Here is a 13,455-nt window from a genome sequence, read left to right as displayed (position 1 = left end):
GCTCGGAGCGGACCGAGAACAGGATCTGGATCAGGCTCGCTCGGATCAGCCGCTCGGGCGCAATCGAGGGGCGGCCGAAGTCGGTGTAAAGCACCTCGAAATCGGCATCCAGGCTGGCCAGCGCCTCGTTCACCACCTGCCGGATCTTGCGCAGGGGATGCCGCGCCGGGATGCGCGCCTCAAGATCGACGTAGCTGAACAGCGACCCGCTCGTCTCGTCCGTCCCCCGCATCATCAACCCCGCGGTTGCCCTGCGGAGGTGAATCATGTTCCTCAAATCGCGTCGAGGGCCGACTTCTTCAGCAACCTGCTAGAGCGCGTCCTCGTCCGCCTGCTCCTCCAGCGCCTCGCGGTCGAGGATGCGGAGGTGGTGGCAACCCTGCTTCGCGATCAGGCGGTTCTTGCACAGCGTGCTGAGTACGCGGCTCACCGTCTCCGCGGTCAGGCCGAGATAGTCCGCGATGTCGTAGCGCGACATCGGAAGCTCCACCACGTCGTGCGCGCCGAGGCCGCGATCCACGAGGTCGAGCAGGAAGGCCGCCACGCGCTCCGCCGCGGTGCGGCGGCCGAGCAGGATGAAGCGGTCCTGCGCCGCCGCCAGCCGCTCCAGCGCATAGGACTGCCAGGACTGCGCCGCGGCCCGCTCGCGCTCCACCCAGGCATTGATGTCGCGGCGGGAGAAGGCGATCACCACCACATCGGTCACCGCCTCCGCGAAGAAGCGATGGTGGCCGACGCTGTCGAGCCCGAAAAGTTCGCCCGCCAGGGCGAACTGCGCGATCATCCGCCTCCCGTCGGGCAGCAGGCGGCAGGTGCGCACCGTACCGGAGACGACTTTGTAGAGCTGGTCGGCCGCCTTGCCCTCGGCATAGATCTCGGCACCGCGCGCGAAGTGCATCCGGCGCCCCTGGATCGGGCCTGCCGCCAGCCCGGCGCCGCCCTCGAAGCCCGGCATCGGAAAGGAGATCGCGGGGGTCGGCGTAGCGTGGGGAACAGCGGAGACGAGCTGCATGGGGAGGCTCCACCTCAAGACATGGTGAAGCCTGGTTACCCCCGGGGCGGGGCGGCCGGAACTTGGGAAAAACCCCATACGCAAATCTACGTAGCCCGCCTCCGCGGCCGCCCGGAACCGGCCGGCCCCCCCGTAAGTAGAAGTCCCAAATCGCAATCGGAGGGGCGCGGAGCGAGATTGCGGCCCCGAGACAACGATGCCCCCCGGCACCCCCCCAACACCCCGCCCAGCACGATGCCGGCGCGGCCGAGGAGACCTGGATCGACCGTGTCCCCGCATGACGTCCTTTCCGCCGGCGGCGCTCCCGCGCCCGTGGATCGCGCGGGCGAGCAGCCCCTCGTCCTCGTCGTCAGCTCCGACCCGGCGGTGGCGCGCTCGCTTGTCCTGCTGCTGGAGGCGGAGGAGATCGCCACCCGCTCCTTCCCCTCCGCCGCCTCCTTCCTGGCCGAGCTGCCCGCCCTCGCGGCCAGCCCGACCGGCGCCGGCCGCTGCCTCCTCGCCGAGGAGCGCCTGGCCGAGGGCGGCAGCGGCCTCGCCCTGGCCGAGCGCATGGCGGCCGCCGGGCTGCGCATCCCCACCGTCATCCTCAAGCGGGCGTTCCGCTCCGCCGGGCCGCGCCGCGCGCCCCCTTCGGGCGTGAGCTTCGCCGACCCCTTCCACATGGACGCGCTGCTGCAACAGGTCCGCAGCGCTCTGCGGGCCGACGCCCGGAGCGCGTGCCAGGAGGCTTGAGCGGCGGCGGGGCGCCCCCGGGCGCCCTCTAGGCCGGCTCCTCCGGCCCGGCCTCGCCGGAACCCTCCGGCGCGGGCCGTGGCCCCGCCATGTCGGCCCAGACCGAAAGCCGCACCGCCTCCGCCAGGCTGCCCACCCCCAGCCGCGCCATCAGGCGCAGCCGGTGCACCTCCACCGTGCGCGGGCTGATCCCCAGCTCATGCGCGATGATCTTGCTCGGCTTGCCCTCCATCGCCAGGTCGAGCACCTCGCGCTCACGCGGCGAAAGCGTCGCGATCAGCGCCACCGCCCGCGACACCTCTGGGCGCAGCGTCCCCTCGGCCGGCAACTCCCCGGCGGGCGCCTCCTCATGCGGGGGGAGGGCGAGCGCGGCCTTGACGATGGCGAAGAGCGCCTCGTCGCTGAACGGCTTCTCGATGAAGTCGAAGGCGCCGTCCTTCATCGCCCGCACGGCCATGGAAACATCGCCATGCGCCGTCATGACGATGACCGGGCGCCGGAACACGCCCTCGCGCAGGCGCCGCAACAGCTCCATCCCGTCCATGTCCGGCATGCGCACATCGGTCAGCACGCAGCCCGGCTCGGCCAGGCCGGGCAGGGCGGCCAGGAAGGCGACCGCCGAGGGATGCGTCTCCACCTCCAGCTCATAGGAGGTCAGCAGCGTGGCGACGGACCAGAGGACATCCTCGTCGTCGTCGATGACATGCACCACGCTCCGCGCGCCGGGTCCCGTCGTCATGTCTTTCCCCTCAGGTCACGGCTTCGTCCGGCGGCGCCGCCGGCAAGGTGAAGCGGAACACGGTGCCCCCCCCGGGGTTCGGTTCCGCCCAGAGCCGCCCCCCATGCGCCTCGATGATCGACCGGCAGATGGAAAGCCCCACCCCCATGCCGCCCGGCTTGGTCGAGACGAAGGGCTCGAACAGCCGCGCGGCCACCACCGGGGCCAGCCCCGGCCCGGTATCGGCGATCGCCAGCTCCACCTCCTCGCCGGCCCCGCGCGGGCGCGCGGAGACGAGCAGCTCGCGCCGCTCCGTCCCCTCGTCATCCGTCATCGCCTCGATGGCGTTGCGCAGGAGGTTGAGCAGCACCTGCTGCAGCTGGATGCGGTCCACCAGCACCGGCGGCAGCCCGGGCGCGATCTCGAAGGCCACGCGCACCCCGCGCTGCCGCGCCCCCACCAGCGCGAGCGCGCTCGCCTCCTCGATCAGCCCGGGCAGCGTCTCCAGCTCCCGGTCCGCCTCGCCCTTGGCCACGAATTCGCGCAGCCGCCGCACGATCTGCCCGGCACGGAGCGACTGGCCCACCGCCCGCTCCATCGCCTCCACCGCGCGCTCCGGCAGCGGGACAGCGCCCTTCGCGCCCGCCGTCTGCATCATCCGCAGCGCGGCCTTCACCGAGCTCGCGATGGCGGTGAGCGGCTGGTTCAGCTCATGCGCGAGCGCTGAGGCCATCTCCCCCGCCGCGCTCACCCGCGAGACATGCAGCAGCTCCGATTGCAGCTCCTGCACCCGTCGCTCCGATTCCTGCCGCTCCGTCAGGTCGCGCACGAAGCCGGTGAACAGGCGCCGCCCGCCCGTATGCACCTCGCCCACCGTCAGCTCCATGGGGAAGGTCGAGCCGTCGCGCCGCTGCCCCGTCACCACCCGCCCGATGCCGATGATCCGCCGTTCGCCCGTGACCATGTAGCGGGCGAGATAGCCGTCATGCTGCCTGCGGTCCGGATCGGGCATGAGGATGGAGACGTTGCGCCCCACCGACTCCGCCGCCGTCCAGCCGAAGAGACGCTCGGCCGCCGAGCTGAAGGAGATCATGATCCCGCGCTCGTCGATCACCACCATCGCATCCGGCACGGTCTCGAGGATGGAGCGGAGCTGCGCCTCGCTTTCCGCCAGCGCATGCCGGTCGCGCACCCGCTCGGTGATGTCGATCCAGGCGGTGTAGAGAAGCGCCTGCGCCCCCATCGTGATCCGCTCGGCGCGGATCAGCATGTCCCGCACCGCGCCCGACTTCGTGCGGTGCCGCGCCTGGATCTCGCCCCGCGGCGGCGCGCCCGCGGCACGCAGCCCGGCCACCCATTCCCCGAGGCCGCTCGTCACCTCGACCTCCGGCAGGCGCAGCCGGAGCAGCTCCTCCGCGTCATAGCCCAGCTCGCGGCAGGCCTGCCCGTTCACCGCCACGAAGCGGAGCGTCTCCGGGTCCAGCAACGCGATCCCCACCGGCGCCGCCTCCAGCAGCACGCGGGATTGCCGCTCCGCCTCCCGCAGCGCCGCCGCCCCCGCCCGCCGCACGCGCCGCAGCGCGAGGAGCACCAGCCCCATCAGCACGGCCAGGGCCGGCGCGCCGAAGGAGGCCTGACGCAGCATCAGGTCGCACCAGCGCGCCAGCACGGCCGCGCGCTCCTGGCTCGCCACCGCCAGCACCGGCCGGCCCGCGACCCGCCGCAGGGCGAGGACCCCATCGCCGGTCCTCGCCGTTCCCCTCTCGTCCAGGGCCCGGCGCAACGGGCTGCCCGGGGGCAGGGGAGGGGGCCACGCCTCCAGCCCCGCGCTCCGCGCCAGCACCGTCCCATCCTCGCGGAACAGGGCGATGACCTGGCCCCGCCCCTCGGCCAGCGCCCTCAACCCGCGCCCGATCTCCCCGGCGCGCCCATCCAGGACCGGCTCGTCCGGAACGGGCCCATCCAGAAGCTGGGCGGCATATTCCGCCGCGGCCCCCGCCGTCGCCCCCGCCTCGGCCCGCGCCTCTTCCCAGACCTGCCCCCAGGCCACCCAGGCGCCGAGCGCGAGGATCCCGATCGGCACCAGGACGGAAGCGGCAATGAGCCAGCGAAGGCGCGGCGGCCGTGGTGGCAGGCCCAGCCCGGGGCCCGTGGGGGAGGCGGCATCGGCCACCGGCTCCCGCGCGGGCAGGGCCGGGCCGGCCGGATTCCCGGGGCCGGTGATGGGTCGCATGCCCCGGACTCCCACCGCGTGAAGACCCGTCGCTGATACCGGCCGGCGCCAAGCCAGGCAACCGCTCGCCCCCTCTCGGCCGCGGCCCCGATCCGGCGCAAGGCGCCTCGTCCCCGGCGCCGCGGCCCTGATCTAGCGCAAGGCGTCCCGCCCTCGGAACGGCTAGCATCCGTCATCGCCTTGAACGGGAGAGGAACCGCTCATGACCACGGACTCGCTGCTCGCACGTGATCTGATGACGACGGGCGTCGTCACGGTCCCGCCCGGAATGCCCGTCGCCTCCCTGGCCGGGCTCCTGGCTGAACGCGGCATCTCCGCGGTGCCGGTCACGGATGCCGAGGGCCGCCTTCTCGGCATCGTGACCGAGGCCGACCTCGTCCACCGCCTGGCCGGCAAGGCCGAGCGCGCGGTGAGCTGGCTCCGGCGCCTCCTCGGCAATGCCGAGAGCCAGGCGGAGGACTATGCCCGCACCCATGGCATGGAGGCGCGCGACATCATGACCACCTCCGTCATCACCGCCGGCCCCGATGCCACGGCCGAGGAATGCGCCCAGCTCATGGAGCGCCACGGCATCAAGCGCCTGCCCGTGCTGAGCGAGGGCCGGCTGGCCGGCATCGTCTCCCGCGCCGACCTGCTGGTTGGCGTGCTGGAGCCGCCCGAGCGCGTCGGGACCCCCGAGCATAGCCGCGACGCGCGCATCCGGCAGGCCCTTCGCGCCGAGATGCGGGAACAGCCCTGGGCGCAGAGCCTCTATGTCTTCGCGGACGTGAAGGACGGCGTCGTGACCCTGCACGGCTACGCCAAGTCCGAGGAGATGCGCCGGGGCCTGCGCGTCCTCGCCAGCCGCGTGGAGGGGGTGGAGCGCGTCGAGGACAAGCTCGAGGTCGTCTCCGTGCCGCTGCCGGGCGAGGTGATCTGATCCCGTCCGCGGATGGTCCAACCGGCCCGGGCTTCCGGAGAGGGCGCTGCCCTCTCCGGAGGTTCGAGGCCGTGCGCCGAACCCCGCCAGGAGCCGGGGGCTCCTGGACCTGCGTGAGACCGCCGTGGCCCCGATGATCGGCCGGGTCTCGCGCCGTCAGCCCCACGCGTCCAACTTGAAGAAACAGATGATGGGTCGAAGGCACTGCCTTCGACGGGTCCGGGGAGGAAGAATTCCTTCTTCCTCCCCGGGACAAACCAACAGCCCAGAACACAACCGGCGGCATGAACCCCCGCCCAGGGCAAGCCCGGTGGAAGCCCCCGGCCTCAATGGCTCAGCAGGCAGCACCGGGCGCCGCGCAGCAGCTCGCGCGTCACGCCACCGAACACCCATTCCCGCAGCCGCGCATGCCCATAGCCGCCGGCCACGATGAGGTCCGCCCCCTCCGCCTGCGCCACGCGTTCGATCTGCGCGGCCGCGCTCCGCTCCGTCATCCGTTGCGCGCTGCCCCGGGCGCCGATGCCGTGCCGGACGAGGTAGCGCGCCACGTCCTCCGCGCGCGCCGCCGCCTGCTCCGCCTGCTCCTCCTCCTCGCAGATCTCCACCACGCTCACCCTCTCCGCGCCCTGGAGCAGCGGCAGCGCATCCCGCACGGCGCGCCTGGCCTCCCGCGTGTCCTTCCAGGCGATGACCACGCGCGAGGCCTCCAGCCGGTCGATGCCAGGGGGCACCACCAGCACGGGGCGGCCGGCGCGGAGAACGACATCGCCGGGGTTGGCGGCCAAGCTGAAATTGGCGCTGCCCCCGGCCCATTCCCGCCCAAGCACCACCAGGTCCGCCGCACGCGCCTCCCGCGCGATGGCTCCCGCCGGGAATTCCTGGAAGCAGCGCCACTCCACCTTCGCGCCGTGCTGGCCCAACGCCTTGCGGAAGCGCGTCTCGGCCCCGCGCAACGCGGCGACCAGATCCTCGGTCTCGATCTCGACCACGGCCGCGGCGGCGCTGCCGTCGCCCATCGCGTCCACCGGAAGGTTGATGCAGCCCGCGCCGAGCCCGATCAGGTGCGAATCGAACCGCTCCGCCAGATCGGCGGCGAGGGCGAGCCGCGCTCCGGCGGCCTCCTCGGGCGTGACGTGAACCAGGATGCTCTTGTAGCCCTGCATGGCGCTGCTTCCATCTGCCCGCGGGCACCCGGCGGGCGGCCCGATCCGCGGCAGGAAAGCAGCCCCGTGACGCGCGCGCGCTGACCTGGATCAGCGCTCCGGACAGACCCACACGGCATCCTCCCGGCCCAGGCTGCCCGAACGAGGAAACCCATGACGAGCAAGACCCCCACCGCCCGCGACCTGATGACGCCGGATGTTCTATCCGTCCCGCCCGACATGCCTGTGGCCGTGCTCGCGCGCATGCTCGCGGAACGCCATCTCTCCGCGGTGCCGGTCACCGACACGCATGGCCATGTCCTCGGCATCGTGTCCGAAGCCGACCTGCTGCGCCGACTGGCGGGCGAGGAAGACCTTCCGCGCGGCTGGCTCGCCCAGCTCATCTCCAATCCGAGCCGCGAGGCCGGGCGCTACGCCCGCACCCATGGCCGCCGCGTGTCCGAGGTCATGACCCCCGACGTCGTCGCCGTGGAGGAGGACGCGACCGCCGCACATGTCGCCCATTTGCTGGAGGAGAAGCACATCAAGCGCGTGCCCGTGCTGCGGAAGGGGCGGCTGGTGGGCATCGTCTCCCGCGCGGACCTCCTGCGCGCCGTGCTCGACATGCCCCCGGCGGTCCGGGGCGAGTCCGAGACGGAAGATGAGCGCATCTTCCGCGCCCTGGAGGACGAGCGGGCCCGCCAGCCCTGGTCCGACACCGCCTTCGTCTTCGCCCATGTCGAGAACGGCATCGTGCGGCTCTACGGTCTGGTCCGCTCGGAGGAGATCCGGAAGGCGATGGTCGTTCTCGCGGAACGCATCGAGGGGGTGAAGGAAGTGAAGGACGAGATGAGCATCCAGGGCGGCGTGCTGATGCCGGGCCTGTAGGCCGCCTCCGAACGGAAGCCGGGCCGCGCGAGGATCGCGCGGCCCGGGCCGGAAACGTCATGTGGATAGTGCCGCCGGCATCCCTCGCAGGATGCCGGCGAAGCCGCATCAGACGGAGTAGTACATCTCGAACTCGACTGGGTGCGGCGTGTGCTCGAACTTGTACACGTCCTGCCACTTCAGCTCGACATAGCTCTCGATCTGGTCCTTGGTGAACACGTCGCCGGCCAGGAGGAACTCGTGGTCGGCCTCAAGCTCGCCCAGCGCCTCGCGCAGCGAGCCGCAGACCGTCGGGATGCCCTTCAGCTCCTCCGGCGGCAGGTCGTACAGGTCCTTGTCCATCGCCTCGCCCGGATGGATCTTGTTCTTGATGCCGTCGAGGCCGGCCATCAGCATCGCGGCGAAGGCGAGGTAGGGGTTCGCCGTCGGATCCGGGAAGCGGACCTCCACGCGCTTGGCCTTCGGGCTCGTCGCATAGGGGATGCGGCAGGAGGCGGAGCGGTTGCGGGCCGAATAGGCCAGCAGCACGGGCGCCTCGAAGCCCGGGATCAGGCGCTTGTAGGAGTTGGTGCTGGGGTTGGTGAAGGCGTTCAGCGCCTTGGCGTGCTTGATGATGCCGCCGATGTACCACAGCGCGTAGTCGGACAGGTCCGCATAGCCGTTGCCGGCGAAGAGCGGCTTGCCGTCCTTCCAGATGGACTGGTGCACATGCATGCCCGAGCCGTTGTCGCCATAGATCGGCTTCGGCATGAAGGTCGCGGTCTTGCCGTAGCTGTGGGCCACGTTGTGGATCGCGTACTTGTAGATCTGCATGTGGTCGGCCTGGGTCACCAGCGGGCCGAACTTGGTGCCCAGCTCGTGCTGCGACTGCGCCACCTCATGGTGGTGCTTCTCGCCCAGCACGCCCATCTCCATCATGGTGGAGAGCATCTCGGCGCGCAGGTCCTGCTCGCTGTCCACGGGCGGGACGGGGAAGTAGCCGCCCTTCACGCCGGGGCGATGGCCCATGTTGCCCTCGGGGAAGTCCTTCATGGACGCGCCCGGACCCTCGCCGCTCTCCAGCTTGTAGTGGCCGTAATTGCCGCCCGTGCCGAACTTCACGTCGTCGAAGATGAAGAACTCGGCCTCGGGGCCGAAGAAGGCGGTGTCGCCGATGCCGGAGGACTTCAGGTACTCCTCGGCCTTCTTCGCCGTGCCGCGCGGGTCGCGCGTGTAGCGCTGGCCGGTGGAGGGCTCATAGATGTCGCAGAAGACGATCAGCTGCGGCTTGGCGCTGAAGGGGTCCATGCAGGCATTCAGCGTGTCCGGCATCAGGATCATGTCCGACTCGTTGATCGCCTTCCAGCCGGCGATGGACGAGCCGTCGAACATGATGCCCTCGGCGAAGGTGTCTTCCTCGATGGTGGAGACATGCTGGGCGGTGTGCTGCCACTTGCCCTTCGGGTCCGTGAACCGGAAGTCCACGTACTCGACGCTGTTCTCCTTGATCATCTCCATCACCTTGGAGACGCTGTCCTTGTCGTTCGCCATTTACTGGGTCCTGTTCCCCTGAAACGCGTTGATCATCGTGGGACGTGACATCCCGCGCCGCGGCGCCTTTTCGGCCCCGCCACGGCCCGCCGCAAGCCCACGGCAAGGCCGTGGGGGCGCGCGGCGGGAAATCCGTCAGACCGCCTCTTCGCCGCGCTCGCCGGTGCGGATCCGCACCACGTCCTGCACGTCGGTGATGAAGATCTTGCCATCGCCGATCCGCCCGGTGCGCGCGGCGGCGGTGATCGCCTCCACCGCCCGCTCGGCCAGGTCGTCGGAGCAGATCACCTCGATCTTCACCTTCGGCAGGAAGTCCACGACGTATTCCGCGCCGCGATAGAGTTCGGTGTGGCCCTTCTGACGCCCGAAGCCCTTGGCCTCGACCACGGTCAGCCCTTGCAGGCCGATCTCGTGCAGCGCGTCCTTCACCTCGTCCAGCTTGAAGGGCTTGATGATGGCTTCGATCTTTTTCATCGGCTCCGTATCCCGCGGGGCACGGGGGCACCCCGCTCCTCCCGCGTTTTGGCCGCGCCCCGGCAAGGGGGGACGCTAGCGGGCGGACGTTGCACGGCCCGTGCCGGGCGGGCAAGGACGGTGCGCCGGGATTTTGCAGTGGCCGACGGCCATCCCGCCCGGCGCCCGGGCAAATTGCCTAATCTCCAGGCATTCCCCCGTCGCATGATTGCACCGGGCGCCCCCTGACCCCATCATGCGCGGCTCACCCCGGGCCCCGCCCGCCGGCACCCCGGCCGGCCGGCCCCGCCCCTCCGGAACCGCCGCGCCGCACCATGACCACGCCTCTCAAGCCGCAGAACGCCCTTCTCTCCGCCACCGGCACCACGGTCTTCACCGTCATGTCGGCGCTCGCGGTGCAGCACGGCGCCATCAATCTCGGCCAGGGCTTCCCGGACTACGAAGGGCCGGAGGAGGTGGTCCGCGCCGCCGCCGAGGCGCTGCTGGACAACCGGAACCAGTACCCGCCCCTCACCGGCGTGCCCGAGCTCCGCACGGCCGTCGCCGAGGCGAACCGCCGCTTCTACGGGCTGGAGATCGACCCGGTTTCCGAGGTCGTCGTCACCTCCGGCGCTACCGAGGCCATCACCGCCTGCCTCATGGCCGTGCTCGACCCCGGCGACGAATGCGTCCTGATCGAGCCGCTCTACGACACCTACCTGCCGGTCGTGCGGATGCTGGGCGCCATCCCGAAGCTGGTGCGCCTCACCCCCCCGAAATGGGAGCTGCCCCGCGCGGAGCTGGCCGCCGCCTTCGGGCCGCGCACCAAGGCCATCCTCCTCAACTCGCCGATGAACCCCGCCGGCAAGGTCTTCACCGCCGCCGAGCTGGCCTTCATCGCAGACCTTCTCCAGCGCCACGGCGCCTATGCGGTGTGCGACGAGGTGTATGAGCACCTCACCTTCGACGGCTGGGCCCATATCCCGCTGATGACCCTGCCGGGCATGCGGGAGCGCTGCATGCGCATCGGCAGCGCCGGCAAGACCTTCAGCCTCACGGGTTGGAAGGTGGGCTACATCACCGCCGACAAGTCGCTCGCCCCCAACATCGCCAAGGCCCACCAGCTCCTCACCTTCACCACCCCGCCCAACCTGCAGCGCGCGGTCGCGGTCGGCCTGAACCTCCAGGACAGCTACTTCGCGGGCCTCTCCACCACCCTCCAGGCCAAGCGCGACCGCCTTGCGGCCGGCCTCTCCGCCCTCGGCTTCGGCGTGCTCCCCACCCAGGGGTCCTACTTCGTGACCGCCGATTTCCGCCCGCTCGGCTTCTCCGGGGACGACGTGGCCTTCTGCCGCCACATCACCGAGGAAGCGAAGGTCACCGCCATCCCGGTCTCCGCCTTCTACGCGCCGGGGGAGGGGGTGCCGAACCACTTCGCCCGCTTCGCCTTTTGCAAGGCCGACGCGGTGCTGGACGAAGCCCTCTCCCGCCTCGCCGCCTGGAAGGCCGCCCGCGCCGCCGGGGTGCGCGCCGCCGGCTGACGCGCGGGTTGACGCGCCCCGCCCGTCCCCTCTAAACCGCGCCGCCGGCCCGGACTTCCTGGCCGGCTCGATGGCGGCCTTAGCTCAGTTGGTAGAGCGCCACGTTGTGGTCGTGGATGTCACGGGTTCGAGCCCCGTAGGTCGCCCATCCCTTTCCCCCCCCTTCCTCGGCGAAGCTATTCCCGCCCGGTGAGGGCTCTGCCCTCGCCCCGTCGAGGGCCTGAGGCCCTTGAAACCCCATGGGACTGCCGTGAATACCCCGGACCGGCGGAGTCTCGGGTCCTTCCTGCCTTTGCAGCCTGAGGTCATCGACCTCAGGCGCACCGTCAGCCCAGTGGCTCCAACTCGAAGAAGAAGATGATGGGTCGAAGGCACTGCCTTCGACGGGTCCGGGGAGAGGAAGAATTCCTTCTTCCTTTCCCCGGGACAAACCGCCAGTCCCAGAACCCAAACCACCACCCTGCATTGACTCCCGCCCCCGCCGCTCCCGAACCTCCTTCGGAGAAGGGCGGCGCGACTGCCTGCCGGAGGACAACGATGCAACTTACCCTCGAAGGCCGCCGCGCCCTCGTCACCGGCGGCTCGCGGGGCCTCGGCCTCGCCACCGCCCGCGCCTTCGCCGAGGCCGGCGCCCGCGTGGCCATCATCGCCCGGGGCCAGGCGGCGCTGGACGCCGCCGCGGCCTCCATTCCGGCCAGCCTGCCCATCCGGGCCGACATCGCCACCGCCGAGGGCTGCGACCACGCCTACCGCGCCGCCGAATCGGCCCTGGGCGGCATCGACATCCTGGTGAACAATGCCGGCACCTCGAAGCGCGGCCCCTTCACCGCGGTCTCGGACGCCGAATGGCAGGCGGATCTCGACCTGAAGCTCTTCGCGGCCATCCGCCTCGTCCGCCTGGCCTGGCCCGGCATGGCGGAGCGCCGCTTCGGCCGCATCATCAACGTGCTGAACATCGGCGCGAAGGCGCCGCCGCCCACCGGCGCGCCCACCGCGGTCTCACGCGCGGCGGGCCTCGCCCTCACCAAGGTCCTGGCGGGGGAGGGGGCGCCGCTCGGCATCAACGTGAATGCCCTGCTCGTCGGCAAGATCGACAGCGACCAATGGGTCCGCCGCCACGCCGCCGACCCCGCCGGCCAGAGCTACGAGGAATGGAAGGAGGAAGCCGGCCGCCCCATCCCCATGGGCCGCATGGGCCGCCCGGAGGAATTCGCCGCCATGGCCCTGGCGCTCGCCGCCCAGCCCGGCGATTACGTCACCGGCACCGCCATCAACGTGGATGGCGGCATGTCCCCCGTGCCCTGACAGGAGGTTCGCTTGGAGAAGACCGTTGCCATCGCCGGGCTCGGCGCCATCGGGCTCGACCTCGCCCGCGCCCTCGATGCCGGGGTGGAGGGCCTGCGCCTCGTGGCCGTCTCCGCGCGTGACCAGGCCAAGGCCGAATCCAACTTTGCCGGCTTCCGCCACAAGCCCCGCCTCCTCCCGATCGAGGCCCTGGCCGAGGAAGCCGAGATCATCGTCGAATGCGCCCCGGCCGCCGTGTTCGAGACGATCGCGGCGGCCGCCATCGCCCGTGGCCGCATCCTCGTCCCGGCCTCGGTGGGCGCCCTGCTGCCCCGCATGCATCTGGTGGAGGAAGCCCGCCGCACCGGCGCGCGCATCATCGTCCCCACCGGCGCCCTGCTCGGCCTGGACGCCGTGCGCGCCGCCGCCGAAGGCGCGGTGGAAAGCGTGACCATCGAGACCCGCAAGCCCCCGCGCGGCCTCGAAGGCGCGCCCTATCTCGTCGAGCGGGGGATCGACCTGGCGGCCGTCACCGAGCCCAGCCTCGTCTTCAAGGGCAATGCCTTCGAGGCCGCCCAGGGCTTCCCCGCAAATGTGAACGTCGCCGCCGCGCTCGCCCTCGCCGGCATCGGCCCGGAACGCACGCTGGTGGAGATCTGGGCCGTGCCGGGCCTGACCCGCAACACCCACACCATCCGCGTGGAAGCCGCCGCCGCCCGCTTCACCATGACCATCGAGGGCGTGCCGAGCGAATCCAACCCCCGCACCGGCAAGCTCACCCCCCTCTCGCTGCTCGCCTGCCTCCGCGGGCTCGTCTCCACCCTCAAGGTCGGAAGCTGATGGAGCGGGGCTGACGGTCTCTCCCGGGGAGAGGAAGAAGGAACTCTTCCTCTCCCCGGACCCGTCGAAGGCAGTGCCTTCGACCCATCATCTTTTTCTAGAAGTTTGGAATCACGGGGCTGACGGTGCGCCTGAGGTCTAGGACCTCAGGCGACTGCAAAGG

General features: G+C 71.2%; 13 protein-coding genes and 1 tRNA gene. 7 read left to right on the top strand and 7 right to left on the bottom strand.

Features of this window, described 5'->3' with window-relative positions; genetic code table 11:
• Both BUB97_RS23220 and BUB97_RS23215 read right to left on the bottom strand, forming a co-directional pair.
• A partial coding sequence (locus BUB97_RS23220; RefSeq protein WP_408906153.1) for a transposase occupies nucleotides 1–232 on the bottom strand: 232 nt, incomplete at its 3' end.
• A 78-nt stretch (nucleotides 233–310) separates the two neighbouring features.
• Complete coding sequence (locus tag BUB97_RS23215) at nucleotides 311–1,012, bottom strand: helix-turn-helix domain-containing protein (protein ID WP_073139613.1); 702 nt, start codon at nucleotides 1,010–1,012, stop codon at nucleotides 311–313.
• A gap of 267 nt (nucleotides 1,013–1,279) precedes the next feature.
• On the opposite strand from BUB97_RS23215, the gene BUB97_RS23210 reads away from it, so the two are divergent.
• Nucleotides 1,280–1,744: a response regulator transcription factor gene (locus BUB97_RS23210; RefSeq protein WP_073139610.1), complete on the top strand. Its 465-nt coding sequence runs from the start codon at nucleotides 1,280–1,282 to the stop codon at nucleotides 1,742–1,744.
• A 28-nt stretch (nucleotides 1,745–1,772) separates the two neighbouring features.
• On the opposite strand, the gene BUB97_RS23205 is transcribed toward BUB97_RS23210, so the two are convergent.
• Both BUB97_RS23205 and BUB97_RS23200 read right to left on the bottom strand, forming a co-directional pair.
• Nucleotides 1,773–2,483 (bottom strand): response regulator transcription factor, encoded by a 711-nt coding sequence (locus BUB97_RS23205; RefSeq protein ID WP_073139607.1) that lies wholly within the window; start codon nucleotides 2,481–2,483, stop codon nucleotides 1,773–1,775.
• Between the two features lie 10 nt (nucleotides 2,484–2,493).
• A complete protein-coding gene (locus BUB97_RS23200; RefSeq protein WP_217659745.1) occupies nucleotides 2,494–4,695 on the bottom strand; it encodes a PAS domain S-box protein in 2,202 nt (733 codons plus the stop codon).
• A 202-nt stretch (nucleotides 4,696–4,897) separates the two neighbouring features.
• Between BUB97_RS23200 and BUB97_RS23195 the strand changes: the two genes are divergently transcribed.
• Nucleotides 4,898–5,614, top strand: coding sequence for a CBS domain-containing protein (locus tag BUB97_RS23195; RefSeq protein WP_086062497.1), 717 nt, complete (start codon nucleotides 4,898–4,900; stop codon nucleotides 5,612–5,614).
• Nucleotides 5,615–5,940: 326 nt separating this feature from the next.
• Here BUB97_RS23195 and BUB97_RS23190 read toward each other — a convergent pair whose 3' ends face one another.
• Nucleotides 5,941–6,777, bottom strand: a complete 837-nt coding sequence (locus BUB97_RS23190; protein WP_073139604.1) for a universal stress protein — start codon at nucleotides 6,775–6,777, stop codon at nucleotides 5,941–5,943.
• Nucleotides 6,778–6,930: 153 nt separating this feature from the next.
• On the opposite strand from BUB97_RS23190, the gene BUB97_RS23185 reads away from it, so the two are divergent.
• Nucleotides 6,931–7,644: a CBS domain-containing protein gene (locus BUB97_RS23185; protein WP_086062496.1), complete on the top strand. Its 714-nt coding sequence runs from the start codon at nucleotides 6,931–6,933 to the stop codon at nucleotides 7,642–7,644.
• A 108-nt stretch (nucleotides 7,645–7,752) separates the two neighbouring features.
• Here BUB97_RS23185 and glnA read toward each other — a convergent pair whose 3' ends face one another.
• Both glnA and BUB97_RS23175 read right to left on the bottom strand, forming a co-directional pair.
• Nucleotides 7,753–9,174, bottom strand: a complete 1,422-nt coding sequence (gene glnA / locus BUB97_RS23180; RefSeq protein WP_073139601.1) for a type I glutamate--ammonia ligase — start codon at nucleotides 9,172–9,174, stop codon at nucleotides 7,753–7,755.
• Between the two features lie 135 nt (nucleotides 9,175–9,309).
• Nucleotides 9,310–9,648 carry a P-II family nitrogen regulator gene (locus tag BUB97_RS23175; RefSeq protein WP_073139598.1) on the bottom strand — a complete coding sequence of 113 codons (339 nt, stop codon included), beginning with the start codon at nucleotides 9,646–9,648 and terminating at the stop codon, nucleotides 9,310–9,312.
• A gap of 314 nt (nucleotides 9,649–9,962) precedes the next feature.
• Here BUB97_RS23175 and BUB97_RS23170 point away from each other — a divergent pair, with 314 nt between their 5' ends.
• From BUB97_RS23170 to BUB97_RS23155, 4 genes are all read left to right on the top strand, one after another.
• Nucleotides 9,963–11,168 (top strand): aminotransferase, encoded by a 1,206-nt coding sequence (locus BUB97_RS23170; RefSeq protein ID WP_073139595.1) that lies wholly within the window; start codon nucleotides 9,963–9,965, stop codon nucleotides 11,166–11,168.
• Nucleotides 11,169–11,241: 73 nt separating this feature from the next.
• A tRNA-His gene (locus BUB97_RS23165) sits at nucleotides 11,242–11,314 on the top strand.
• Between the two features lie 391 nt (nucleotides 11,315–11,705).
• Nucleotides 11,706–12,473: an SDR family oxidoreductase gene (locus tag BUB97_RS23160; RefSeq protein WP_073139592.1), complete on the top strand. Its 768-nt coding sequence runs from the start codon at nucleotides 11,706–11,708 to the stop codon at nucleotides 12,471–12,473.
• 12 nt (nucleotides 12,474–12,485) lie between these two features.
• On the top strand, nucleotides 12,486–13,292 hold the full coding sequence (locus BUB97_RS23155) for an aspartate dehydrogenase (RefSeq protein WP_073139589.1): 807 nt from the start codon (nucleotides 12,486–12,488) through the stop codon (nucleotides 13,290–13,292).
• Nucleotides 13,293–13,455: the final 163 nt, after the last annotated feature.

It is taken from the genome of Muricoccus roseus, from assembly GCF_900141905.1.
GTDB lineage: Bacteria > Pseudomonadota > Alphaproteobacteria > Acetobacterales > Acetobacteraceae > Roseomonas > Roseomonas rosea.
Note: the sequence above shows the minus strand (reverse complement) of the source record. Positions and strands in the feature narration are given on the sequence as shown.

Coding starts and splice junctions, on each gene's coding strand:
- BUB97_RS23205 (WP_073139607.1), bottom strand. CDS start 2,483: ATGACGACGGGACCCGGCGCGCGGAGCGTGGTGCATGTCATCGACGAC.
- BUB97_RS23160 (WP_073139592.1), top strand. CDS start 11,706: ATGCAACTTACCCTCGAAGGCCGCCGCGCCCTCGTCACCGGCGGCTCG.
- BUB97_RS23175 (WP_073139598.1), bottom strand. CDS start 9,648: ATGAAAAAGATCGAAGCCATCATCAAGCCCTTCAAGCTGGACGAGGTG.
- BUB97_RS23185 (WP_086062496.1), top strand. CDS start 6,931: ATGACGAGCAAGACCCCCACCGCCCGCGACCTGATGACGCCGGATGTT.
- BUB97_RS23200 (WP_217659745.1), bottom strand. CDS start 4,695: ATGCGACCCATCACCGGCCCCGGGAATCCGGCCGGCCCGGCCCTGCCC.
- BUB97_RS23190 (WP_073139604.1), bottom strand. CDS start 6,777: ATGCAGGGCTACAAGAGCATCCTGGTTCACGTCACGCCCGAGGAGGCC.
- BUB97_RS23195 (WP_086062497.1), top strand. CDS start 4,898: ATGACCACGGACTCGCTGCTCGCACGTGATCTGATGACGACGGGCGTC.
- BUB97_RS23215 (WP_073139613.1), bottom strand. CDS start 1,012: ATGCAGCTCGTCTCCGCTGTTCCCCACGCTACGCCGACCCCCGCGATC.
- BUB97_RS23170 (WP_073139595.1), top strand. CDS start 9,963: ATGACCACGCCTCTCAAGCCGCAGAACGCCCTTCTCTCCGCCACCGGC.
- glnA (WP_073139601.1), bottom strand. CDS start 9,174: ATGGCGAACGACAAGGACAGCGTCTCCAAGGTGATGGAGATGATCAAG.